This window comes from Streptomyces sp. NPDC051561 (assembly GCF_044454195.1).
Taxonomy (GTDB): domain Bacteria; phylum Actinomycetota; class Actinomycetes; order Streptomycetales; family Streptomycetaceae; genus Streptomyces.
In genome coordinates this window covers 180,837-201,972 of sequence record NZ_JBITDM010000003.1, presented here as the reverse complement: position 1 = coordinate 201,972, position 21,136 = coordinate 180,837, and the positions used below count along the sequence as shown (strand labels likewise).

Genomic DNA, 21,136 nt, shown 5'->3' with positions numbered 1-21,136 from the left:
GAAGAGGGAGATGGGGAAAGCTTGGGCGCCGGGGGTTTAGGGCCTCCCCGGCAAGGGCCTTACGGCTTAGCAGTCGGAATGATGTCGTCATTCGTCAGGAGGTAGCCAAGCCGACCCTGGAAGTCCAGCGCCTCTAGAGTCAGCTCGTACTTGCCACTCTCGGAACGCTGGAGCTGAATTGCCCCACGGTCGGAGATCATGGCCCGAGGGATGACACAGCGATACCGGATAGCGGCCATATTCCAATCGACCACAATCGAAATTTCCTTGAACTCAGGCGTGGAGGAGAGGTCCAGGCGGAAGATCCCCGTTGGAGTGTTGTCCTGGCCCTTTACCTCTTCCCACTGGGCACCGAAGAAGAGTTCCGTGGTCAGCTCGTTGGTCTCAATCAACGTAGCCTTGACAGAGAAGCTCGCCGATTCCACGTTGTACAGAATTGGTACGGCTGACTGCCAGGCCGTGACGGGCTTCGATTCCACGGCAGGGGTGATGGTCACGCCCGACTCGTCCGCGTATCCAACTGCCTTGTAGCCGGCAGGGGCTGTATCTACCGTTCCCAGATCAATCGGCACGACCGTGCCACCGGTCGCTCCGTCAACCGGAGCGGGAGCAATATAAATGTTTCCGTTAGGTGCAAACCTGATCTTCTTAGCGTCGTTGGCCAAGAGGAGGCCTCCTCTGATCGGGGACATGAAAAAGGCCCCCAAAGAGGGGGCCTGCGTATATGCGTGAGGGGCAGTCAGACAGCGACGATGTACACGGCCACCTCTCCGCCGTACATGTGCTCTCGGGAGGAGTCATCCGGGTAGTACACCGGGGAGGAGATCTCTTCCACGTCCAGGACCAGACAGCCCAGGAGGGAGGTCTCAGGGAGATCCTCTAGAAGCCTCTCCCGTACGAGGTAGGCCAGATCCACGGCGGCCTTGCGGTCCAGGGCGTACACGTCGTATTCAATGTCAGCCCTGTCAGCAGAGTCCCTGACGACGCGGTAACCGCCATTGTGTTCCAGGTAGACCGTGGTATCTCCCACTTGATGGCGGGTCATGTCGCCCTTGGGGGCTTCTGTCGGAATGTCCTGCTGGGTCCTGAGGTAGGTCACCAGGATGTCAACGGGATCGATTCTCAGAGGCTGCCTCCTATTCAATCCGCTGTTTCAAGAGAGCGGCCTTGAGCCACTTTCTTGCCGGGTGCCGGCGGCCCCCTCGGTCACTGAATCCGCGATCAGTCAGCAGGGCGTGACGTACTCTCGAATTTCGATCGACAATTACATTTCCATACCAGCCGCGGTAAGAATTCTCGACGAATCCTTCAATGTTGTTCTTGGTCGCGGTGTAGGAATTGTTCCTGAGTCTCTTGGGCGCCTGCTTGATGGCTGCTGCTGTGAGCTTGGCTGTATGCAGGGAAATCAGGGACTTGGTCTCAGTAGACCGAAAGGCGATGTCTTCCCATCCACGATGGAAGACGACTTTGACTCGGGAGGGGGTCACTTGACTGCCCTCCAGGCCGTGAGGCGTGTGTGCCTCCGTGAGGTCTGTGTGTGCCTCTGTGGCTCCCCGTCGACCTCGTACCAGAGGGAGCCGACCAGGAGCCTGTCTGAGGCCTCGACAGAGGCCTCTAGGGGGAGCCAGGCCGAGAGTCGCTCTTGGGTCAACGCCCTTGAGGGGGTTGGGGATTCAGAGGTTCGGTCCGGCTGGACCGAGCCCATTCCCCTCCAGACTCTGACGGCCTGGTCCCAGTCGGGGCGAGAGGTGTAGGCGGAGTCAGTCACTGGGGCTCTGTGCACCTCGATGTGCACGAGGTCAGTACCGGGGAGCATTGGCCTCCCACCTGCTGATGATGGAGGGCTCCCGCTCTAGCGGAATGCTGGCCAGGCCTGCCCGCCTGTAGCGACGGAGGGCGGACCTGGTGGCGGAGGAGAGGGAGACGCCTCCGCCCGAAAACCTGACTTCGACCTCTCCGACTCTTTCCGACTCGATGCCAGGAGAGAGGGCAAGCCACCTGATGATCTCCGAGCATGCGACGGCTCGAAGAGCGGCAGGTATCTCGATGTATCCCCAGGAGGCAGTCACCTCTACAGGTCCCGGGGGCCATTCCGTATCCCGGAGTAGCCGAGTGCCGGCGAGCTGCCAGCCGTCGAGCTGCTGGCCGTCCTGGTGGACGGCAGAGACAGTCAGGTAGGTAGTGCGCCGCCCAGGGACAGGAAGGACGGTCCCGCCCTTTGAGTGGAGGCTGAGGACTTGGTCCTGGTGGCGGGTGAAGTCCCGCCCACAGTGGTCCTCTACTAGGCCGGTCACGTCCGCCAGGAGGGCGGGGACCCTGAGAGCCTCCTCAGCTGTCAGAGGGCGCCCGAGCCTGGCGGTTACATCATCGACTGTGGCAAGCAAGGCGCCTCCTATCAGGCGCCTCCGGTCGGGGCCTTCTCGGTGATGCTGATCTTCAGACCTCGTACGAAGGCCTCCCCGATGACCGTTCCCCGGACTGCGTAGTCAGGGTCTTCATTGACGACAGCGAGGCCATACATGGTGTCGAGACCAACCGTGTCGGCCTTCAGGCCGTAGTCGTAATCCACGAGCATCCGAGTAGCAATCCCGTTGATGTTCTGCGTCGAGCCCACAACAGCACCCATAGGGATAGCAGGGCAGGCAGAAGCCAGGAGCATTGCACTCTTGTGGAAGAGGTACATTTCCAGGCCGAAGGAGTTGTGAATCACGATGTCGAAACCGTAGATCCGGCCAACAATTGCCCTGCGAAGGGCGTTGGTGTCGCCCGAGTAATCAACAGCCACGAACTCAGGATCCTTGAGGAGGATGGCCTCTACCTCAGGGCCTGCGATGAGATACCGCTCAGAGGCCGGCACCTGAGCCAGACTCAGAGCCATACGGGCATCCACCAGAGAGGTTCGGATACCAAGGGCGCGGGCCGTGAGGTTCGCAGGAGTGCCGTCCGCAGTAGGGATGGTCACTGCGATGTCTCCGCCAACTGCCTTCTTAGCGGCTGCGCTCAGGCCGTTCCGGTTGATATTGGCCTTAATGAAAGCCGCAGTCGTGTCATCAAAATACTCGGCAAAACCCCGAGTCAGCTTGGTCAGTACCTGAGAGCCGAACTGGCGAAGGTCAAAGGCAACCTGCTCCATGCTCAGAGTAGTTGCGTTCTGGGCCAAGGTCGTAAGCTGAACAGGAAAGCGGCTTTCGCGGATGAATCCGTTGGCCGCCCGTCGGTCAGTCGTTGGAAGAGGACGATCCGACGCAGCCGCAAACAGGTTCTTGTCACCCTTCACAGGATTCGCAATGGGAGCCGAGATACCCGCTGCCTGAACGGGAATCCCCCGCGACTCTCGATTGACGTTGATCACGTCACCGAGGCCACCAGTGAAAGAGAGTTCGGAATATCGGGCCGGAAGCCCGCCAAGGGTTAGCTGTCGGTCCAAGAGGCCAAGAGCCGCAATGGTGACCTGCTTTGGGTCAAGATTAAAGTGATGCGTAGTAGGCAAAGGCAGTCCTTAAGTTAGATGAACCGCCCGCCCGCGATAAGGTCCGCAAGCTCAGTGGGGTCCATGGAAGTTGGCTGGGTGCTGCCGGGCTGGGAATGACTGGTTCCACCCTGGATCTTGGGAAAAACGGGTCGGGTGCTCGGCTTCGGGAGGGAGTCCACGAAGGTCTTGACCTTCCCCGTATCGGCCTTTCCCTCATCGGTGAGGAACCGGGAGAAGTCCAGATACTCAGTGGGAACGCTGATGCCGGCACCGGCGGACTGGGCGCGAATCTCTGCCTCAACGAGGGAGGTTGCTACCTCAGAGAGAGCCGCATTTCGCGCCTCTGTCCGCGCAGCTTCAAGAGCCTTGTCCTGGTCGGACATAGATGCCTTCTTGAACTGATCAAGCTCCGTACTAGTTTCGTTCCAGCGCTTTTCATTGGTACGGCTCAGCGCCTTCCACTTCTCCACCTCAGCCTGAAGTGCAGCCGAATCAGGGACGGACTCGGAGGTGGGCGGGGTGGTCTGATTCTGAGTTTGGTTCTGTTCAGTCATTTGGTGCCGTCCGTTTCGGGTCAATGGCACCGGGGAGCCAATTGGGGTTTCCCCTGGCGCCTGAAGGTGGTTACTTGGCCTCGTGGAGCTTCCTGCTGACGTTCCCTGAGTTGCCCTGAGGTGGCTTGGAAGCCGCCTTCTTGGCCTCCAGCGCCGCAGGGTCCTGCTGGGGCTGTGGCCCCAGCTCCTGAATCTCGGCGGAGGCCTTGGCGTCGGCTTTCCGCATTTCGCGGAAGTCACTGATCTGGGCTGCGGTGAAGCCTGCCTCTCCCCAGAGAACCTCTAGGGGTACTTCAAGCTGCTTCATTTTCAATAGCCCGTCGATGTGTTGGGCCTCAGTCCTGTACTCGCAGTCACGCCAACGGGTCTCCATTTCGAAGGCGTGCTGACGTGCGTCACCGATGACCGCAAAGCACAGGCGGATGACACGTTCCCAGGACTCTCCGAAGTGGAGCATCAATTCCTTGACCTGTGCGACTAGCCCAGCTTCAGCGGAGATGATGGCTTCACCAGAAGGGGAGTTGGACGAGTTCACCAAGAAATAGTGACTGGGGACCCTCGACGTTACGCCAAGGTGCTGAACCAAAAGGTCCACGAGGGACACGTAGTTACTCAGATCAACTGCCGGGAAGGATCCGAATCGGGCCTGAGGGTCTTCTGCTTGGAGGAGTTTGTCTAGTCCAACATGGAACGGAGCAACGGGATTACCGTTCTCGTCCTCCTGGATCTCAATACCTGTGGCATACCTTTGGGGGTAGGCCGCCGCCTCAGAGGCGGTGAGAGCGTCCATCAAGGTTTTATTGATCGCGTCCTGAATGGGGACGCAGTTGACCAGAACTGAGGTGGGTTGACGGCCAAGCCGTGGGCGTCGCTGAAATGCGACCACGGGAATGGTGCCTAGAGGATTCGTACTCCGGATCCCCTGGTCCCAGGAGTCAACGCCGTAGGGGATCTCATAGACGTAGTCCTCAGTCCATAGCGTCACCTGCTGCCGGCCCCAGGGGTCGGGCTCAAAGCGGGCTGCGGCCTCTATCTCCCAAAGCGTTCCAGCCTTGTAGCTGACTGCCATACGGTCGGCCGAGACAGGCGTAATCCGGGGATCGCCCTTATCGTCAGGCCACACCAGAACGTATGAGGTCCCTGTGATGAGGGCCTCCAGGTGCACAGAGGTGGAGTAGGCGTCCATGGAAGACCGCTGCCAGAAGTCGCGGGCTTGCGCGTTGTCGTCCTCACCTGGAATCCGGAATGAGTCGACGTGCAGTCGCTCGCTCGTTGCGTCCACCACGACGCCGCAGAAGTTGTCCCGCCACCGCTCAAAGACTTCGGCGAAAGCGGCTTTGTACCGCAACTGAGCAAACATTAGTTTCTGTTGTTCACCCTCATAGTACTGAGAGTAGATCTGCGAAGGGTGGGCAGGTCCCGGCAGCTTCCCATGGAGATACATAAGCCACTGTTGCGGAGTCTCAGGCTTTCCTATGAAGGAGCCGCCTCCGGCTGGGGGAACAATCAATGGGCCTCCTTAGAAGCCCACTACACGGCTCCGTCGTATGGTCATTCGCCCATCTGCGATTGCATCAGCGCGAGCCTCAATCGCCAGAATTCCGCAGACGGCTAGGTCTATCTTGCGTCGGCTACGTGGACTGTCTTTCTGGATCATCAACCCTTGAGGTACTTCACGGGTAACTGCGTTGAGAACATGCCGAGTCAGGCGGTAGTCCCCATCGTGTTTGAGGTCTCCGACCATGGCAGCAGTCCGGAAGCGTTCAGTTGCCTGAACCATCCTCAAAGGTTTGTTCGTCCAGAACTCAAAAACGGTGTCATCCCCGTGCTCAAGGGCCCAACGGCCAATGTTTTCCTGCCAGTAGGGCGGGTCGCAGTACATCCACGCAACGCGGTACTTCCGGAAGGTGTCAGCTACAGCCGCTTCCACGCTCAATACGTCGACTTCCCAGTCATCGTGAGCGTTCTTGGGGCGCTCCCACACACCGATCACGAAGCACTTGGCATCCCTCAGGCGGACACCAACAAGTCCCGTGGCGTCGCCTCGAATTGAGCCATCAAAGCCGACGGCTATGAGGTCACCATCCTGAATCGGGTTGTCCTCAGAGAAGCAGGCGTCCCACTCTGACTTGGACATCCAGCCGTCTGACGACTCCGCAATAGCGTTGAAGAAGAAGCGCAGATAGGTGCTGTCAGGCGTCGTACGGTCGTAGAGGACCGTACGAGTCAGACCGTCGATGTCAGCCCACGAGGCATCCCCGTAGGCCTCTGTAAGGGCCGCACGAACCTTGGCCTCATCCCTGAGTTCCTCAGGGGAGACCGCGCCCTCTAGGCAGTCGTACAGCCAATAGCCCTTAGAGACCATGTCAGACTCGTGGATGATCTGAGCAACGGAATCTTCATTGGGGTTATACGCATTGGTCGTTGAGATCCACCGACTACCAGCCTTGGCGGTTTTTTCGATATTCCGCTTCAAGGTCTGGAAGAATTCTGGGCCGCCTGTCGAACCAACCCAGTGATGGCATTCGTCCATGACGCAAAAAGTTGGGCGATTCCCTTCGTTGGTTCGCCCCGCGGTCGCCTTTGGCTTGATACTTCCAGGCTTACCGCTCTTGAACTGAATGACGCTCTTGCCGATCTCCAGCCCGTACTCCGACTCAGCAGGAGACTCAGAGAGCATCCCTCGTATGAAGTCGATTGTCTGCTCACACTGATCAAGCGCCGTGGCGCCGATCTGAACTACAGGCAAGGGAACAGGCTTTGCTACGGGAAGGCCGTAGGCGTCCCAGTGGCTGAAGCGACAGGGTCCAAGGAACTCGACAATGGCGAGGGCTGCGAGAAGGGGGGTCTTGCTAGGCCCCAGCCTTTTGCTCTGCGGAGCGTTGCGGCTGAGTAGGCCCACCCCCCATCTGGGGTGACCCGGTAGAGGTGCAAGACGAACTTGAGTTGTTCAGGGGTGAACTGCCAGGGCTCGCCGGCACGGTCGCCGTCAGGATGGACAATGTACGTCTGGCACCAACGGATGATCTGATACCCGAGAGTCTCGTTAGGCTTCGGTACTTCTGAAGGAAGATTGCCCGTCTGCGAGACGACCACCCCCCTACGTAACTAGACTTGCCCTATGGAGAATGAGAAGCCCGTAGGAAACATCATGTCTGCCTATGCGATGTACGAATGCGAGGAGTGCGGAGAGGTCTTCCAAGTAGCCTTCAACTTCGTAAAGGCAGCACCACTTGACCAGCCGCATGAGGACTGCAAAGAGGCCTAAGAGCCGTTGAGGAGCTTGTACAGCTCTTCATCCATGTCGACTGCCTGAGACACTTCCTGGGCCTCCTGAGGGTCTCCCTCGGGGCTCTCCAGGGTCATACGGAGCCGAGCCCTGTCCTCAACGGTCGCGCCCCACTTGGCGACCCTTTGGCGGATCTCTCCGGCTAGCTTCAAATCCCCCTGATACAGGGCGTCTACCAACTTGGTTGTCAGCTCCAGTTCCGCCCAGTCCGTTTCGGCCCATCCGGCTGACTGGGGGGAGGTGCTCCAGGTCTTCCAGAACCTCTTGGCCCCGCCGGTCTTGATTCCGAGCGCCTTGGGGAGTTCGCGGCCCTCTTGGGCCTCGTCGGCGAGGGCCTGGGCGAAGGGGTGAGCGTTCCGCCGTACAGCGTTGTCCTTGGGGCGGGGCCCTCTGGTCACAGCCTCACCTCAGGGAGGGGCTGGGCCCCGTGGTGCAGTTCGTTCCACTCCTCCAGGTCCCAAAGGGCCTCCTGTCGCCATGAGCGCTGCTGAGCCGCCCTGGTAGGAGGTGCCGGCAGGGCCTCGTACTCCTCGGCCTGGTCCTGGTGGTCCTGGTCCTGCTGCATGGGGGCATCACTCCTGTGGGCATGAAGAAGGCCCCTCCGGGGGAGGAGGGGCCTGAGTGGTGGTCTGGCCGACAGGAGTCGAACCTGTGGCCTCCCGCTCCCAAAGCGGGTGCTCTACCAACTGAGCTACAGCCAGAGGACTACAAGCCAGCGGGCTTACAACCCCGTTCGGCACGGCCGTTGGCCGTGGTTACTGATGGGCGGCTGCCTTGTAGTGGTGTGTCCAGCCGGATTCGAACCGGCATCTCCTCCCTGCACGGGAGGGGTCCTACCGTTAGACGATGGACACCGCTCACATTCTTGCCTTGGCCTAGGCAGCCTCTGAGCACTGGGGGAGCTACCCCCATGACTAAGCCGGTTTCTCCACGCTGTACCGGAAAGCGCGCACGGGAAGAGTTTTTGGAGGGAGTAAGACCGTGAATCACTCCCTGTGCCTCATCCCGGATTCGAACCAGGGACCTCCGCCTTATGAGGGCGACGCTCTGCCAAGCTGAGCAAATGAGGCGGGGCAGACCCTCAAGGGGGCCTGCTGGCTCCCTCCCCACAAGGGAGGGGCGTTCTAGGGCTGCCTGTCCTTCAGGGTCTTGCTCCTGTGGCAGGGCTGGCAGAGGGTCTGTGCGTTCTCCAAGGACCATTCACCGCCCTTGGCGATGGGGATGATGTGGTCGACCTCCAGGGCCTCTCTGGAGCCGCAGGCGACGCAGGCCCAGCCATCCCGGGCCAGGGCCCGGGGTTTGATCCTCCGTTGCCATACGGGGTGCTGGGTCCGGTCCTGGTTCCTGGCGCTTGTCCTGGCCCAGGGTTGTGCCGGCGGTGCGTGAAGGGCACAGCGGCCGAGGCGGAGTGTTCGGCGAGGACAGCCGGGGCGGTAACAGATTGAGGCAGCTCTAGGCACTGGCCCTCACCCCCTAGGTGGTTGGTGGTGGCCCCGGCGGGTACTGATCTGGCGCCGGGGCCACTGTCCCACCCTGGCTCTCTACCTGGATCTATGAAGATCTACAGGGAGTTCAACAGGAGGGAAGTCAATAGAAATTCTGTAAACAGTTAGTAACAGGTCTACTTCTATTAGATTAGGTCTCTAACTCTTAGTATCCAATAGGTATCTAAGGAGTTAGTTAATTTCTAACTGATCTCACTAAGTACGTTGGTGTCCCCTGGGGGTTGCTGGGACAGCCTGGGTGAAAGTGTGATGCAGGTCACGTTACGGACGGTGTTGCGTTGCTAGCCAGTTGCCTGGACATGTATCCTCGGCGCGTCCTGCCTGGGCGTTTGGTGACGGAGAGGCCCCAGTGAGAAGCCGCAGTGATCTTCCTGAAGACGACAATACATTGATCAAGCTTGTCGTAGCTGGCTATACCCATCAACAAATCGCAGATGCTTACGGAGTGTCGAGGCAGGCTGTTTCACAGCGACTGAAAGGGAAGGTTGTTAGTCGGCAGACCTTCCCCGTGATTGTCGACCTGTTGCCATGGGATCTTTCATCGGTGCCTTCAAGGCCTGCACTTTTGCGGCTACATATTTACAAAGGCCTTAGGGGGTACGTCTCATGGCTAGATGGCAGGTCTGTTTCGATGGAGGATTTCACCGCTCGTAAGACGTTGATAAATCGCCTCCTCAAGGGCGAGGTGGTTTCATTTCGCGAGGGTGAGAAGTTCGTTTACGAACCACGCTCAGATGCGGCCAATCTGGTAGTTGCGTGGCCCGACATCATGGGGGAGCCGGGCCCGCAAGTTCGCCGATTGCTTACATGGAATCCTGCCAAGGCCCAGGAAATGTGTGACCTCAATGGGGCGGCGAGGCTCAAGGGCTGAGGTGTCTTTCCTCGCTCTGAACGAACCAAGCAAGCAACGCGTGTAGATTCTTGATTCCCAGACTCTTATATAGCGGCTCCAAGAGCTGGTTTATCCTGGTGGGATGCACCCCCATGGCCTTCGCTACTTCGGCCCTGTTTTTGTCTTCAAGGTAGAGATGCATGATGCGTCGGCTGGTGTCCGAGCTGATGGTTTCCCCTCTTATGGGGCCCACTCCGCCACCTATCCATCGTTCTGAGCGCTTCCAAAGCGCTTCGAAATAGCCGGCCATCCATTCCGTAATCGACGGAATCTCTATGTGCCAGGCGGACCGGTCTTCCACATCTTTTGTGACGTCCATGATCAATGCTTGGTCGTCAATGATGAGGACTCGATGCACTTGCTCGTGCGTGGTTCTGATCTCGACGCCTTTTGGGGCCAACTGGTTGCCCCAGTCTGCCAAGTGTTTGTTTGACCTGTGCGCACGCGTGTAAATAACACGCCAGTCTTGAACTCTATCGGCCTGCTCAAGGTCAATAGGTAGACGCGCCTTCAGGTTCGATTCTTTTCTCGGTGTTCCGTCGTTATGGATTGCATAAACTCTTCTGGCGGACTCCATGGCGGAAGCAATGACGTTGTCTGCTTCACCCGAGTTTGCTAGAAAATGAATACCGGGAACTGCGGATTCGGCCTCTCTGACTCTAGCCAGGGCGGCATACACTGCCGGGATTTTCGCCGCCGACTCAGCGTCTGCCACAATCTTCTTTAGGCGGGCTTCGAGGACACGCTGTCCCACGTCCAATGGATCCAGCACGGCGTAAGGCATATGGTCAGGGCCCTCTATGGGCTGCCGCTTCAGCACACCCAGGCTGACAAGGTCGCTGATTCCCGGGTGATCTAGCGGCGGGTATGCCCCAGATTTGAGCAAGGCCATCGCCTCTAGTGCGTCGGCGGTGTCGACCATCTCAATGTCCTCTTCGCCCACTTCTGGCCCCCTATTTTTTGTGCGCGGACACATGTGACCCCTGCAAACGCTTGCCACTCCCTGTGCAGTGCCCCCAGGCTACCGAATGTGACCAAGTCCCTTCGGAGGGGCAGGGCATCGGAGGCGCAGAACTCCGGTGGCCTGCGGGTTCCCAACAGCCTTGGTCGGAGTCGAGTTGTCGGATCCTACGCAGGTAACACTCAGTGTATCTAGGGGCATATGCCCCGAAGGAGTTGCAGATGCATAGCAGGCTGGGTAGCAAATTGGTCGCCGTTATTGCGCTGGCGGTCCTGGGGACTGCTGGGGCGACGGGGGTGGCAAGCGCTGATGACGTGAGTTGGCAGAAGACCTCACATGCTGCTGTAGAGGCCCCACAGCCCCCTGTTGAGCCTGTGCCAGCCAGCACCCCGGGTGATGTGAGCTGGGGATAGCTTGATTGCAAGACCATGCAGGAGGGTCCTCCGTGCTCTGGGGAGCGCGCGGAGGACCTATTACGCACACGTAGGGCCGAGAATTCTGCCCTGTCGCTCTGGGGGGCGAATTAGTGAGCACGGGTACGGCGGGCAGGCATGTTCTGTCTGGAGTTTCCATAAGTCAGGTACGCGAAATCTACCGGTCTGAGTCAATGTTGATCTGTCGTGGGCAGACAGAAAACGGCCCAGTGTGGTACATGGCCGAATGTGATCTGATCCAGGCCTCGGACGTAGCAGCAGTCAGGGAAATGGAGCGAGATCTGCCAGGTAGCTGGAGGGACTTTGTGGTGGAGACGGATCATTATGATCGGCCCCACCCGAAACTCTTCTGTTCGACGCATTACGCGGTTCACGTGATTCATGTAGGAAAGGCCTTATGAGCACCCGGTTTGAAAAAGTAGCCACCATGACTCGTTCAGTGAGTCAGGTAGAACAATATGAGAAGTGCCCGGAACAGTACCGCTTGCGACGGGTCGAAAAGGTGAGCCCCAGGCCTGCGGCGTGGTCCCACCAAGGAACCGCCTTTCACGAGGCCTGCGAGGTATACGAGGGCAGCGGTCGGGCTATGGGCAGTGCGGAGGTTGAGGAGGTCTACAGCGAGCGCTACAGCGCTCTTGCGAACGCTTCGCTCGACCAGGAGCCTGATACGGACAAGTGGATGACTGCCGGCCCCTCGGGGGCCGACGACATCGCCCAGCGGTACACGCTGGGGATGAGGCAGACTGCGGCCTATGTGGCATGGGCGGAGAAGAATCAGCCACAGCTCTGGAAGTCTCAGGGGGGCAGACTAGGTATTGAGCTGCACTTGACTGCGGAGATCTCCGGCATCAAGGTGCAGGGCTACGTTGATCAGGTTCCCACGGAGCCTGATGGTTCACTCAGAATCCGAGACCTCAAGACTGGATCCACAAAATCCAAATTCCAGTTGAAAACGTATGGGATCCTTGCTAGGAAGGTGTTGGGGGCGGTGGTTAACTCCGCTGATTGGTACCTGGCAAAAACGGGCGGCCTTTCCCGTACGGTCGATCTCACCAAAGTCACGGAAGAGGAAGTAGGAGAGTCGTTCAAGGCTCTTGACGAGGGCGTGAAGGCTGGTAACTTCCCGGCCAAGCCCGGGTTTCTCTGTCGATTCTGCGACGTCTCACATGCTTGCAGCTTCAAGAGGTAACCATTTTTTTTGTCCTGGTGGTTGCCAAAACATTAAATGGTTGAGACCGTAAAGGAACTGCATGTACTCACTAACGCAGTCAGTCAGGATCCGGGGGTCTGCGGGGGAGCCGATCCCGAACCCGTTCAAGAGTTTGTCCCGTATGGAGTACGAATTCCGGCGAGGGGAGTTCTCCCTAGCAGTTGCCGGCCCTGGGACGGGAAAGAGCATCGTTGCTCTGAATTTGGCGACCTACGGAAACATTCCCTGCCTGTACTTCAGTGCGGATTCCACGGCTGCCACTCAGGTTGCCAGAGCCGCCGCAATGATTACGGGCGACGACTCCAAAAAGGTCAAGGCAGCCCTTTTGGCCGGAGAGTTTGAGCACTACAGAAAAGCCCTTGGCGAACGTTGGTGGCTGCGGTTCAATTTCTCCGCCAGGCCAACGCCGAGTGAAATGGAAAAGGATCTCCTAGCGTTCCTGGAGACCTTTGGATGTCTGCCTCAACTCATCTGCGTTGACAACATCACCAACGTTGATACGGGGCCGATGTCGGATGCTGAGAGCTTCTCGTTCGGGCTGGAGAACCTGAGTGAGTATCTCTCGGAGATGGCCCGAGAGACAGACGCTCACGTCCTTGGTACCCATCACACGACGGGCGAATGGTCAGATGGGCTCACCCCCATTCCGCTCTCCGGCATCAAGGGTAAGAACGCCCGCGTTCCCGCCGGGGCGCTGACCATCCACAAAGAGATCGACGATATGGGCGGACGCATACTCAATTTCAGTCCGGTGAAAAACCGAGAGGGCTTTGAAGACAGTAGTGGTAAGACCTTTGCCAGCTACCGTTTGAATCGCTCCAGCCTCCGCTTGGAGGAGCTGGAGGAAGAGTTTCCAGTAGCTTTCGCTTCTTAATCCTGTGGGGGGATTGCAATGCTCGGTACTGAGGAAAAGATCAAGGGCGGTTTCACGGCCACTCGGGAGTTCACTTCTTCCCTTGGGGAGATGTTCCCGAAGCTGGACACATCCGGGGTGCCGGCGGACGCCGTGGCCCTGGTGGTGACTGTGTTGGATCCAAAGTGGTTCAGCCTGAACGCGTTGTTCACGGTTCTGATGAAGGCCGCCAAGGGCGGTGTGGGTACCGCAGTGATCCACATCAAGACTCAGGATCTGGTTGAAGTACTGCCAATCCTGACGCTGTTGATGGTTGTCGAGCAAGAGGCCCACCTGAAGCGCGAGTTGCGGCTAGAGGCTTCTATCCGCGCGGCGGCCTGATGGCCGTACGCAAGGGCTACAGGCCTTGTGCGAAGTGCACCAAGAGCAGAGCTGAGAAGTTCTTCTCAAGCCCCCGGGGGCGGGTCTGCGCCACCTGTCGGACGTCCTCCAGGAGGACGGCAAGCCGGGACAGCCGGATCGAGCGGACCTACGGCCTGAGCGCCGAGGACTACAAGCAGCTCCTGGACCACCAGGAGGGCCGCTGTGCCATCTGCCGGGAGACCCGGCGTACGCATCTGGCGGTGGATCACTGCCATCGGACGGAGGCGGTTCGAGGGTTGCTCTGTGCCCGCTGTAACTCCCAGCTCCTGGCGCGCGGAGCGCGGGACAGGCCTGAAGTCCTCCGCAGAGCAGCCGACTACCTAGAGGCCTATCCCGCGTGGGAGGCCTTGGGGCCTCGGTACACGCCCGGCCATGGGCCGGATGAGTAAGCCCCCCATAGCGGCAGTCCTACGGCACTACTACGGGCTTCGGGTCGAGGAGAGGGCCGGTCACCAAAAGGTCTCCTGCCCTCTCCATGACGACTCTTCGCCTAGTGCCTCGGTCAACACCGTTGCCTGCCGGTGGAGTTGCTTTGTCTGTCGACTGTCTGAGGACTCCTATGCAGTGATTATGAGAGAGGAGTCATGTGGGTTCACTGACGCCCAAGAATTTGCACGTAGCCGGCGCTGGGGACGCGGCGAGGACGTATCACCAGATGATGCCGGGAAGCCCGGCGGAGGAGTACGTGGGGGCTCGGGGCCTAGGTCCCGTAGCCGAGTCGGTCGGACTGGGCTACGTCCATTCGGCGCTTCCTGGTCATGACCGCTACCGCGGTTTCCTTTCAATTCCTTACCTCCGCCCCGCCGGCGGGGCGGAGGGCGTTGCCTCTGTCCGATTCCGATGTGTTGCAGACCAGTGTGTGAAGGGCGCCGATGGAGAGTATCTGTTCTTGAGCGATCAGAAGGAGATTCACCAGGGCCATGGTAAGTATTTGAGCCTGCCCGGTGATCCGCCCCGGGTGCACAACACACGTGCCCTGATCGCTGACAGTGCATTCATGGTTGTGGTCGAAGGCGAATTCGACGCTTTGGCATGGACTGTGGTCGGCGTGCCGGCGGTTGGCATCCCCGGAACGGGCTCCTGGCGGGACTACTGGCATCCGCCGTTCTTCGGATACGAGGTGGTCTACCTGATAGCTGAGGGAGACCAGGCCGGCCAGGACTGCATGGAAGCTCTGGCCGCTGAAATGAGTAATGCGAAAGTGATTCGTCTTCCTGATGGTTTTGACAGCAATCGAGTGCTGATAGAGCACGGGCCGCAGGCCTTGACGGAGAGGCTGGGCATTTGAAGTTCACGGAGGGTGATCAGGTTTGGATCAGCCAAGGCGGAATGCTTCGGAGAGGGCGCGTAAAGTCGGTGAATGAGGCCCCCACAGTGCCGTATCCCTATGAGGTGGCCTGGGAGGCTGACGCAGGGAAGATTACTCACGCTTCGCATGTAAACGCAGACGAGATCAGCCCTGCCGATTCTGATCCTGTGAATTCCCCAAGTCACTACACGTGGCTACCTCAGGGGCTTGAGGTCATTGACTTGACCGAGGGACTCAGTTTCTGTCTCGGGAATGTCGTCAAGTACACGCTTCGCGCCGGCCGCAAGAGCGCGAGCACGGAGCTGGAAGACCTAGAAAAGGCCCGATGGTACGTCGACCGAGAAATCGATCGGCTGAAGAAAGAGAAGGCAAGTGGCTGAGATCGAGTTCAAGGCATGGCCCAAGACTGCCCGACTCATTCGAGAGATCGTTGTTACCGAAAAGATCGACGGTACCAATGCAGCTATCCATGTGGCCCAAGACGACCGAGGCGCCTACGTAGTCGCTGCTCAGTCGCGGAAGCGATTGATTACGCCTGAAAGCGACAATTACGGTTTCGCCAAGTGGGTTCACGAGAATTCCAATTTCCTGGCAAGCCTGCTTGGACCTGGCACTCATTACGGCGAGTGGTGGGGCAAGGGAATTCAGAGGGGCTATGGGGTACCCTACCGGACCTTCAGCCTATTTAATACTTCCCGTTGGGGTGATCTGATGCGCCGGAAGGCGGGGGATTCATACATCGAAGTAGTGCCGGTCATGTACCGGGGTCCCTTCAGTGAGGCAGAAATCGTTCGGGCTTTGGGAAACCTCCACCAGATCGGTTCCATTGCCTCGCCCTTCTTTTCGAAGCCTGAGGGTGTCTGTGTTTACCACACGCAGGCAGACGCGATATTCAAGGTGACGCTTGAGAGCGTCATGGGGAAGTGGGCCGCATGAACACACACGCTGATTCAGAGGCCATTGCCATGCTTCAGGAAGTCGTTGAACATGATCCCGAGCGTGTCTACCAGGCGCCGGCGCATCAGGAGAATGGCGACGCGTGTTACTACGTACACACCAATGTGAGTGGGGGCCTGGTAGGGCCCGGTTGTTTGTTTGGGCACGTGGCGTACCGGCTGGGGGTGCCCCTCGAAGAGCTTGCCATGCATGAGGGCAATGCCGCACAACAGGTTTTTTCGAAGCTGTTCCCGTCCCTTTCCTCGCCTACCCTGCGCACTTTTGACTGCATTCAGGAATACCAGGACAGTGGCTATTCCTGGGAAGGTGCGTATGAGGCAGCCATGGGGAAGCGCGTTTGAAGAAAATTGTTGTCATACCGGATGTGCAGATTCCATACCATGCATCCAAGCTACTGAAAAACCTGATCACCTTCATCGGTGATTACGATCTCGATGAGCTGTACCAAATTGGCGATCTCTGCGATTATCCCACTCCGTCACGGTGGAGCACGGGCACACGCCTTGAGTACGAGCAGCATGTAAGGAGGGATTCCGAGACCACTAAGCGTGTGTTTCTGGAGCCCATCAGAGCACGATGGAGCGGGCCGTTTGGAATCCTAGAGGGAAACCACGACCTACGGCCGAGAACGTATCTATCGGCGCAGGCCCCGGCGTTGGCCGAATATGCGGACGCCTTCCATTTTTCCAAACTCCTTGATTTTGATGGTTTCGGCGTTGACCTCATTCCGCCATTTTTCAAGGTGGGGCCGGATACAGCCCTGATGCACGGACATGAAATCAAGGGCCTTTCTCAGGAAGCCGGTAAGACTGCCCTTCGGCACGCACTCAAGGCAGATACAAATGTGGTCATGGGGCATACCCATCGGCTTGGTGTGCAGCGGGTAGGTACAGGGCACCAGGGTGGCCGGCGAGGCATCCGATGGGGGCTCGAAGTGGGTCATTTGATGGCACCTTCCAAAGCGAATTACCTTGGCCCTGGTGGTGTAGCTAATTGGCAGTCGGGATTCGCGATCCTCTATGTGACTGACAAGCAGGTGGCGCCGGTTGCTGTAGACGTCGCCCGAGACGGCTCATTCATCGTCGAAGGGGAGTTGTACGGGGGTCCGAGCAGGGGGCCTGATGGAAAGTTCGTAAGGGGCGTGACTTTTTGACAGAGATCGACTGGGCCTCTATGGCTGATACAGCGGACAAGGTGGCACGGTCCATTGCCGCCAGTTGGCCCATCGTTGAAAAGGACGATGTCAAGCAAGAGATTTTGATGGCCTGCTATGAGCAGCGCACGGCGCTTGAGCCGCATGCAGAGAATCAAGGCTTCCTGTGGGGCTTCTGCAAGATGATCGGACAGCAATACGCCTCCCGGGAAAGAGACGCCCGGGACGTCAATGACGAGCAGTATTACTACACCCCCACTGAGGCCCGATTGGCCCTTGCCTCCTTTATCTACTCTGACGAAGAGATAGGCCAGATGATGGGGCGTAGGGATGACCTTCTCGGCTGCCGTATCACTGACAATCTCGTGTCTGCCCGACTGGATGCAGACAAGGCCCTGGACCGGCTCCCTAAGGATCAGAGGGAAAGGGCAATGAGGCGGTACGTATTTGGCATCCCCTGTGAAGGCGACACAGAGCGCAAGGCTGCCAACCGGGCCGTAGACATGTTGGCCCGGCAGATGAACCGAGACCTGAGGAGCCACCGAGTTTGACCACACCCTTTGGCGGACCGTCCCCCTGGGGCGAGTCCAACACCCCTAAGAAAGAAGAGAACTTGACCGAGATTTCTGAGAATGTTGCTAACCCTTTTGAGGCGTCGAACACCATCAAGTTTGGTGCCGGATTTGATGCCCCTTGGCTGGTCCTTCGGTCCTCTGGCATGACCCCGGATGAGGCGGCGAAGAACAACGCAGCCGTGCTGAAGGCCTTCATTGACAACGGAGTTCCGGAGCTGCTGAGCCAGGCCTCAACCAAGGCTCAGAGCGTCTACGGCCCCGCCCCCTCGGGAAATGGCCCCAAGGAGTTCAAGGGCGGGCGAGTCGTCGCCAAGGAGAGTGCTGGCGATGACGACTGCACTCACGGCCGGAAGCTGGTGGAGAAGGGCACTTGGGCGGCCATGTTCTGCCAGGCCGAACCCAAGTCGTCCCAGTGTGACCCCCTTTGGCGCCAGAAGGACGGCACCTACAAGGCCAAGTAGTACCGCGTAACCGGAGGGGGCTGGGCTCGGCTCGGCCCCCTCTTACAACCGAATACACAACTGCATAGGCGGGTTTAACGATCCCCAAAGTTCTTGACCTCTACTGCTGCCAGGGAGGCGCAGGAGCGGGCTACTACAGCACGGGGTTTGAACTGGTGGGCGTAGATATCAGCCTCCAGCCCCGCTATCCCTATGAGTTCATACAGGCCGAGGCTATTCAGTTCCTCCTCACCTACGGCCACCGATTCGATTTCATACATGCGTCCCCGCCGTGCCAGCTCTACAGCAAGACGCAGCGAATACGGCAGAACGATCACCCAGACTTGTTGGCCCCAACTCGGGATGCGCTCAACGCTGTTGGGATCCCCTGGGTGATTGAGAACGTCATGGGCGCAGCACCAGAAATGCGGGATCCAGTCCTCTTCTGCGGTGCGTCCTTCGGCCTCCACACTTATCGGCATCGCCTTTTTGAGGCTGGTGGATGGGACCTGAGGCCTCCCGAGCACCCCGAACACATCAGGCGCCAAACCAAGATGGGGCGCCGCCGACAGCCTGAGGAAATGGGTGTATACGTCGGGAACTTCATCGGCGTAGAGGACGCCAAGTCTGACCTGAAAGTCCCTTGGATGTCCCGTGAGGGAATCCGTGAGTGCATCCCTCCTGTGTACACGGAGCACATAGGCAGGGCGTTCCTGAACCACCTAAAGGAGTCGACGTGAAGTCATTGACTGATCTCTGGACCGGAATGGTCCTCGGGTTCGGAGCTGGATTCGGTCTTGTTCTGTTCTGCGTGAGCTTCTCGTTCGTCCGCGACTTCATCAGCTAGCCCCTGAGGGAGGGCAATGCGAGAGATTCTGTACCGGCTGCGAGGGCAGCCCATCCAGATCAATGTTGTTGAGTCACCTGAGGATCTGAAGGCCTTTGAGGCCTTCTGGCGACGCCATCCGGCTTTGGGCTGGGACACAGAGACAACAGGCTTGGACTGGTGGCATGCCAAGTCAGGGGGGTTCCGCCTCCGCCTGGCGCAGTTCGGTACAGGGGCCGAGTCCTGGGTGGTCCCCGTGGAGGCGGGCCCCCAGTACGGGGCCGCTGTGGTCCAGGCCCTCCGAGGTGTTGAGGCCTTGGTGGCTCAGAACGCCTCGTACGACCTCCACGTAGTGGAGGAGTGCCTAGGCATCCCCATGGAGGAGCTGGCACCCAAGGTCTGGGATACCAAGCTGCTGGCCCACCTGGTGGATCCGAGGGCCACCCGAGAGGGCGGCCCAGGTCTGAGCCTGGAAGACCTCGTTCGGCACTACATCGACCCGGTGGCGGCTGACGAAGTCAAAGGCTCCGCAAGGGAGTTGGCGAAGAAGTACAAGACCACCAAGGCGGTCATGTGGAAGGTGGTGGAACTCCAGGATCCCGATTTCTTGCTGTACGCAGGGATGGACCCCGTGTTTGCCTATCGGCTATTCAAGATCCTCTATCCCCTGGTGCCGGCGAGGTCTAAGGCCTCCGGCCTCATTGGCTGGGAGCACCGACTAGCCCATGCCTGTGCCCAGATGGAGCGGACTGGCTATCTCCTCGATGTCGAGTACGCGGAGCGCTGCTGTGCAGAGCTGACAGCGAAGCAGGAGGAGGCGGCCTATACAGCTCTCTCCTATGGAGTCAGCAAGGTAGGCAGCACAGATCAGCTAGTTGAGGCGTTCACTCGGCTCGGGCATGGATCCAGGCTGGGTAAGAAGACGCCAAAGGGAAATACTTCTGTTGACGATGCTGTGTTGCAGTCTATTGACCACCCACTGGCGCAAGCGGTAATCGACGCCAAGCGTGCCGGGAAGTTCCGCAAGACCTGGTTTCAAAATGCCCTGGCTGGCAGGGATTCCTCAGACAGGGTGCACGCATCATTGAATTCCTTGGCTGCCAGGACAGCGAGGATGACAATTACTGGCAGTGTGCCAGCCCAGACATTCCCCGCTGGTTCTGGATACGTTCGGCATATGTTCCTGGCTGAAGAGGGGCACGTCAGTTGCAGTATCGACTACAAGACCATGGAGCTTCGCTTTCTGGCAGCTCTCTGCCGAGATCCCACTATGTTGCAGGCTTTCAGGGAGGGGCTTGACCTCCACCAGATAACCGCTGATGCTGCGGGAGTTCCTCGCAAGTTTGGGAAACGCGCGAATTTTCTGACTGTATTCGGTGGTGGTTGGAGGGCCCTCATGGGAGATGGAATTGATGAGGCAACCGCAAAGAGAATCATCGGAGCATTCGGAGATACTTACCCTGGCGTAGGTAAGTACTCGAAGGGTCTGAGTGAAGAAGCCCGGAAGAGTGGTTATATCTACACAGCCACAGGCCGGAGGCTCCCAGTAGACCGGGGCCGCGAATACAGCGCCCAGAACTATGCGGTTCAGAGCGGCAGTCGTGATGTGACTGCCCGAGCAATCCTGAATCTCTCGGAGGCCGGATTCACGGATCTGATGCGACTCCCAATCCATGATGAACTGATCTTCAGTTTCCCGGAGAAAGAGGCAAAGGATCTGGCGAGGGAAGCAGCGAAGATCATGGAGTTCACATTCAGGGGTGTCCTTATTCCCACTGACGTCGAGATAGGCGGGCGTTCCTGGGGGAGCGTCCTGGAGCTGGAGGCGAGCAAGCATTGAGCGAGATCAAGTACCAAGACATTCCGGAGTTTCTGGAGAAGCTCACCGCCCTGAGCCTGGAGTATGGGCTCATCATCGAGCCAGCCATTTGGGAGCCAGACGATGAGTGGGCGACCGTTGAAGTAAGTCACATTGATGATTCCAGTCAGGGGGCCACAGACCTGGAGTGGCGGGCTGGGGACAACATGCGATACGAGGTCTGGAATGGATGACGAAAGCTTCGAGTCAATGGTTCAGGCCCTTGAATCTGAGATCAATGCAGAGCGGGCAAAGGTCCAGGCGGCTTACGCCCTGGTGGTTGTGGAACTGGCAGGCCTGATCTGCCGCACTGCTGTGAGTGCCGGCGTCCCTTCGGATCTGGCTCGGGAAATGACCTCTGACTACTGGGTTGCGGTAATGAGTACCCCGCACACCGTTATTGAAGGGGATGAGGACTGATGGCA

29 protein-coding genes and 3 tRNA genes are annotated in these 21,136 nt (G+C 58.7%); 17 read left to right on the top strand and 15 right to left on the bottom strand.

The annotated features are described in order from the left end of the window. Positions 1 to 59 precede the first annotated feature (59 nt). The 7 genes from ACIA73_RS08975 to ACIA73_RS08945 form a co-directional block, all read right to left on the bottom strand. Positions 60 to 665 carry a hypothetical protein gene (locus ACIA73_RS08975; protein ID WP_399437660.1) on the bottom strand — a complete coding sequence of 202 codons (606 nt, stop codon included), beginning with the start codon at positions 663 to 665 and terminating at the stop codon, positions 60 to 62. 74 nt (positions 666 to 739) lie between these two features. Then, positions 740 to 1,099: a hypothetical protein gene (locus ACIA73_RS08970; protein WP_399437659.1), complete on the bottom strand. Its 360-nt coding sequence runs from the start codon at positions 1,097 to 1,099 to the stop codon at positions 740 to 742. A 700-nt stretch (positions 1,100 to 1,799) separates the two neighbouring features. Further along, a complete protein-coding gene (locus ACIA73_RS08965; protein ID WP_399437658.1) occupies positions 1,800 to 2,384 on the bottom strand; it encodes a phage gp6-like head-tail connector protein in 585 nt (194 codons plus the stop codon). An 11-nt stretch (positions 2,385 to 2,395) separates the two neighbouring features. Further along, complete coding sequence (locus tag ACIA73_RS08960; RefSeq protein ID WP_399437657.1) at positions 2,396 to 3,352, bottom strand: hypothetical protein; 957 nt, start codon at positions 3,350 to 3,352, stop codon at positions 2,396 to 2,398. Positions 3,353 to 3,504: 152 nt separating this feature from the next. Next, positions 3,505 to 4,026 carry a hypothetical protein gene (locus tag ACIA73_RS08955; RefSeq protein ID WP_399437656.1) on the bottom strand — a complete coding sequence of 174 codons (522 nt, stop codon included), beginning with the start codon at positions 4,024 to 4,026 and terminating at the stop codon, positions 3,505 to 3,507. 70 nt (positions 4,027 to 4,096) lie between these two features. Next, positions 4,097 to 5,536 (bottom strand): phage portal protein, encoded by a 1,440-nt coding sequence (locus ACIA73_RS08950; RefSeq protein WP_399437655.1) that lies wholly within the window; start codon positions 5,534 to 5,536, stop codon positions 4,097 to 4,099. A gap of 9 nt (positions 5,537 to 5,545) precedes the next feature. After that, the gene (locus tag ACIA73_RS08945) at positions 5,546 to 6,775 is read right to left on the bottom strand and encodes a hypothetical protein (RefSeq protein ID WP_399437654.1); all 1,230 of its coding nucleotides are present in this window, start codon (positions 6,773 to 6,775) and stop codon (positions 5,546 to 5,548) included. Between the two features lie 372 nt (positions 6,776 to 7,147). On the opposite strand from ACIA73_RS08945, the gene ACIA73_RS08940 reads away from it, so the two are divergent. Continuing rightward, entirely contained in the window at positions 7,148 to 7,294 is a 147-nt protein-coding gene (locus tag ACIA73_RS08940; RefSeq protein ID WP_399437653.1) for a hypothetical protein, read from the top strand. Here ACIA73_RS08940 and ACIA73_RS08935 read toward each other — a convergent pair. From ACIA73_RS08935 to ACIA73_RS08910, 6 genes are all read right to left on the bottom strand, one after another. After that, entirely contained in the window at positions 7,291 to 7,713 is a 423-nt protein-coding gene (locus ACIA73_RS08935; RefSeq protein ID WP_399437652.1) for a hypothetical protein, read from the bottom strand. The genes ACIA73_RS08940 and ACIA73_RS08935 overlap by 4 nt on opposite strands. Then, entirely contained in the window at positions 7,710 to 7,880 is a 171-nt protein-coding gene (locus ACIA73_RS08930; protein WP_399437651.1) for a hypothetical protein, read from the bottom strand. The genes ACIA73_RS08935 and ACIA73_RS08930 overlap by 4 nt, the downstream gene beginning before the upstream one ends. Before the next feature lie 60 nt (positions 7,881 to 7,940). Next, positions 7,941 to 8,016: transfer RNA gene (locus tag ACIA73_RS08925), tRNA-Pro, on the bottom strand. Between the two features lie 79 nt (positions 8,017 to 8,095). After that, positions 8,096 to 8,169, bottom strand: a tRNA-Ala gene (locus ACIA73_RS08920). Between the two features lie 142 nt (positions 8,170 to 8,311). Further along, positions 8,312 to 8,385: transfer RNA gene (locus tag ACIA73_RS08915), tRNA-Met, on the bottom strand. 54 nt (positions 8,386 to 8,439) lie between these two features. Next, positions 8,440 to 8,775: an HNH endonuclease gene (locus ACIA73_RS08910; protein ID WP_399437650.1), complete on the bottom strand. Its 336-nt coding sequence runs from the start codon at positions 8,773 to 8,775 to the stop codon at positions 8,440 to 8,442. Between the two features lie 394 nt (positions 8,776 to 9,169). On the opposite strand from ACIA73_RS08910, the gene ACIA73_RS08905 reads away from it, so the two are divergent. Next, positions 9,170 to 9,691 carry a sigma factor-like helix-turn-helix DNA-binding protein gene (locus ACIA73_RS08905; protein WP_399437649.1) on the top strand — a complete coding sequence of 174 codons (522 nt, stop codon included), beginning with the start codon at positions 9,170 to 9,172 and terminating at the stop codon, positions 9,689 to 9,691. On the opposite strand, the gene ACIA73_RS08900 is transcribed toward ACIA73_RS08905, so the two are convergent. Beyond that, positions 9,681 to 10,655 (bottom strand): hypothetical protein, encoded by a 975-nt coding sequence (locus ACIA73_RS08900; RefSeq protein WP_399437648.1) that lies wholly within the window; start codon positions 10,653 to 10,655, stop codon positions 9,681 to 9,683. The genes ACIA73_RS08905 and ACIA73_RS08900 overlap by 11 nt on opposite strands. Before the next feature lie 849 nt (positions 10,656 to 11,504). Between ACIA73_RS08900 and ACIA73_RS08895 the strand changes: the two genes are divergently transcribed. From ACIA73_RS08895 to ACIA73_RS08840, 12 genes are all read left to right on the top strand, one after another. Next, a complete protein-coding gene (locus ACIA73_RS08895) occupies positions 11,505 to 12,296 on the top strand; it encodes a RecB family exonuclease (protein WP_399437647.1) in 792 nt (263 codons plus the stop codon). A 61-nt stretch (positions 12,297 to 12,357) separates the two neighbouring features. After that, complete coding sequence (locus ACIA73_RS08890; RefSeq protein WP_399437646.1) at positions 12,358 to 13,191, top strand: AAA family ATPase; 834 nt, start codon at positions 12,358 to 12,360, stop codon at positions 13,189 to 13,191. Positions 13,192 to 13,209: 18 nt separating this feature from the next. Then, positions 13,210 to 13,551 (top strand): hypothetical protein, encoded by a 342-nt coding sequence (locus tag ACIA73_RS08885; RefSeq protein WP_399437645.1) that lies wholly within the window; start codon positions 13,210 to 13,212, stop codon positions 13,549 to 13,551. After that, a complete protein-coding gene (locus tag ACIA73_RS08880) occupies positions 13,551 to 13,982 on the top strand; it encodes an endonuclease VII domain-containing protein (protein ID WP_399437644.1) in 432 nt (143 codons plus the stop codon). Before ACIA73_RS08885 ends, ACIA73_RS08880 begins: the two co-directional genes overlap by 1 nt. Continuing rightward, entirely contained in the window at positions 13,966 to 14,355 is a 390-nt protein-coding gene (locus ACIA73_RS08875; protein ID WP_399437643.1) for a CHC2 zinc finger domain-containing protein, read from the top strand. Before ACIA73_RS08880 ends, ACIA73_RS08875 begins: the two co-directional genes overlap by 17 nt. A gap of 127 nt (positions 14,356 to 14,482) precedes the next feature. Further along, entirely contained in the window at positions 14,483 to 14,881 is a 399-nt protein-coding gene (locus tag ACIA73_RS08870) for a toprim domain-containing protein (protein ID WP_399437642.1), read from the top strand. Then, the gene (locus ACIA73_RS08865) at positions 14,878 to 15,282 is read left to right on the top strand and encodes a DUF3310 domain-containing protein (protein WP_399437641.1); all 405 of its coding nucleotides are present in this window, start codon (positions 14,878 to 14,880) and stop codon (positions 15,280 to 15,282) included. The genes ACIA73_RS08870 and ACIA73_RS08865 overlap by 4 nt, the downstream gene beginning before the upstream one ends. Then, on the top strand, positions 15,275 to 15,838 hold the full coding sequence (locus ACIA73_RS08860; RefSeq protein ID WP_399437640.1) for an RNA ligase family protein: 564 nt from the start codon (positions 15,275 to 15,277) through the stop codon (positions 15,836 to 15,838). Before ACIA73_RS08865 ends, ACIA73_RS08860 begins: the two co-directional genes overlap by 8 nt. Continuing rightward, on the top strand, positions 15,835 to 16,200 hold the full coding sequence (locus tag ACIA73_RS08855) for a hypothetical protein (RefSeq protein ID WP_399437639.1): 366 nt from the start codon (positions 15,835 to 15,837) through the stop codon (positions 16,198 to 16,200). The genes ACIA73_RS08860 and ACIA73_RS08855 overlap by 4 nt, the downstream gene beginning before the upstream one ends. Beyond that, positions 16,197 to 17,012 carry a metallophosphoesterase gene (locus ACIA73_RS08850; protein ID WP_399437638.1) on the top strand — a complete coding sequence of 272 codons (816 nt, stop codon included), beginning with the start codon at positions 16,197 to 16,199 and terminating at the stop codon, positions 17,010 to 17,012. The genes ACIA73_RS08855 and ACIA73_RS08850 overlap by 4 nt, the downstream gene beginning before the upstream one ends. Continuing rightward, entirely contained in the window at positions 17,009 to 17,563 is a 555-nt protein-coding gene (locus ACIA73_RS08845; protein WP_399437637.1) for a hypothetical protein, read from the top strand. Before ACIA73_RS08850 ends, ACIA73_RS08845 begins: the two co-directional genes overlap by 4 nt. A 62-nt stretch (positions 17,564 to 17,625) precedes the next feature. Continuing rightward, positions 17,626 to 18,048, top strand: a complete 423-nt coding sequence (locus ACIA73_RS08840; RefSeq protein WP_399437636.1) for a hypothetical protein — start codon at positions 17,626 to 17,628, stop codon at positions 18,046 to 18,048. Between the two features lie 74 nt (positions 18,049 to 18,122). On the opposite strand, the gene ACIA73_RS08835 is transcribed toward ACIA73_RS08840, so the two are convergent. Continuing rightward, the gene (locus ACIA73_RS08835) at positions 18,123 to 18,749 is read right to left on the bottom strand and encodes a hypothetical protein (protein WP_399437635.1); all 627 of its coding nucleotides are present in this window, start codon (positions 18,747 to 18,749) and stop codon (positions 18,123 to 18,125) included. 141 nt (positions 18,750 to 18,890) lie between these two features. On the opposite strand from ACIA73_RS08835, the gene ACIA73_RS08830 reads away from it, so the two are divergent. Genes ACIA73_RS08830 through ACIA73_RS08820 form a run of 3 tightly spaced genes read left to right on the top strand, consistent with a single transcriptional unit; the run spans position 18,891 to position 21,131 of the window. Continuing rightward, positions 18,891 to 20,693: a DNA polymerase gene (locus ACIA73_RS08830; RefSeq protein ID WP_399437634.1), complete on the top strand. Its 1,803-nt coding sequence runs from the start codon at positions 18,891 to 18,893 to the stop codon at positions 20,691 to 20,693. Further along, entirely contained in the window at positions 20,690 to 20,905 is a 216-nt protein-coding gene (locus ACIA73_RS08825) for a hypothetical protein (protein ID WP_399437633.1), read from the top strand. Before ACIA73_RS08830 ends, ACIA73_RS08825 begins: the two co-directional genes overlap by 4 nt. Continuing rightward, positions 20,898 to 21,131, top strand: a complete 234-nt coding sequence (locus ACIA73_RS08820) for a hypothetical protein (protein WP_399437632.1) — start codon at positions 20,898 to 20,900, stop codon at positions 21,129 to 21,131. Before ACIA73_RS08825 ends, ACIA73_RS08820 begins: the two co-directional genes overlap by 8 nt. Positions 21,132 to 21,136: the final 5 nt, after the last annotated feature.

What these genes read in the sequence shown, in the direction of transcription:
- ACIA73_RS08955 (WP_399437656.1), bottom strand. Translation starts at nt 4,026, where the DNA reads ATGACTGAACAGAACCAAACTCAGAATCAGACCACCCCGCCCACCTCC.
- ACIA73_RS08940 (WP_399437653.1), top strand. Translation starts at nt 7,148, where the DNA reads ATGGAGAATGAGAAGCCCGTAGGAAACATCATGTCTGCCTATGCGATG.
- ACIA73_RS08930 (WP_399437651.1), bottom strand. Translation starts at nt 7,880, where the DNA reads ATGCAGCAGGACCAGGACCACCAGGACCAGGCCGAGGAGTACGAGGCC.
- ACIA73_RS08895 (WP_399437647.1), top strand. Translation starts at nt 11,505, where the DNA reads ATGAGCACCCGGTTTGAAAAAGTAGCCACCATGACTCGTTCAGTGAGT.
- ACIA73_RS08890 (WP_399437646.1), top strand. Translation starts at nt 12,358, where the DNA reads ATGTACTCACTAACGCAGTCAGTCAGGATCCGGGGGTCTGCGGGGGAG.
- ACIA73_RS08885 (WP_399437645.1), top strand. Translation starts at nt 13,210, where the DNA reads ATGCTCGGTACTGAGGAAAAGATCAAGGGCGGTTTCACGGCCACTCGG.
- ACIA73_RS08880 (WP_399437644.1), top strand. Translation starts at nt 13,551, where the DNA reads ATGGCCGTACGCAAGGGCTACAGGCCTTGTGCGAAGTGCACCAAGAGC.
- ACIA73_RS08875 (WP_399437643.1), top strand. Translation starts at nt 13,966, where the DNA reads ATGGGCCGGATGAGTAAGCCCCCCATAGCGGCAGTCCTACGGCACTAC.
- ACIA73_RS08855 (WP_399437639.1), top strand. Translation starts at nt 15,835, where the DNA reads ATGAACACACACGCTGATTCAGAGGCCATTGCCATGCTTCAGGAAGTC.
- ACIA73_RS08830 (WP_399437634.1), top strand. Translation starts at nt 18,891, where the DNA reads ATGCGAGAGATTCTGTACCGGCTGCGAGGGCAGCCCATCCAGATCAAT.
- ACIA73_RS08820 (WP_399437632.1), top strand. Translation starts at nt 20,898, where the DNA reads ATGGATGACGAAAGCTTCGAGTCAATGGTTCAGGCCCTTGAATCTGAG.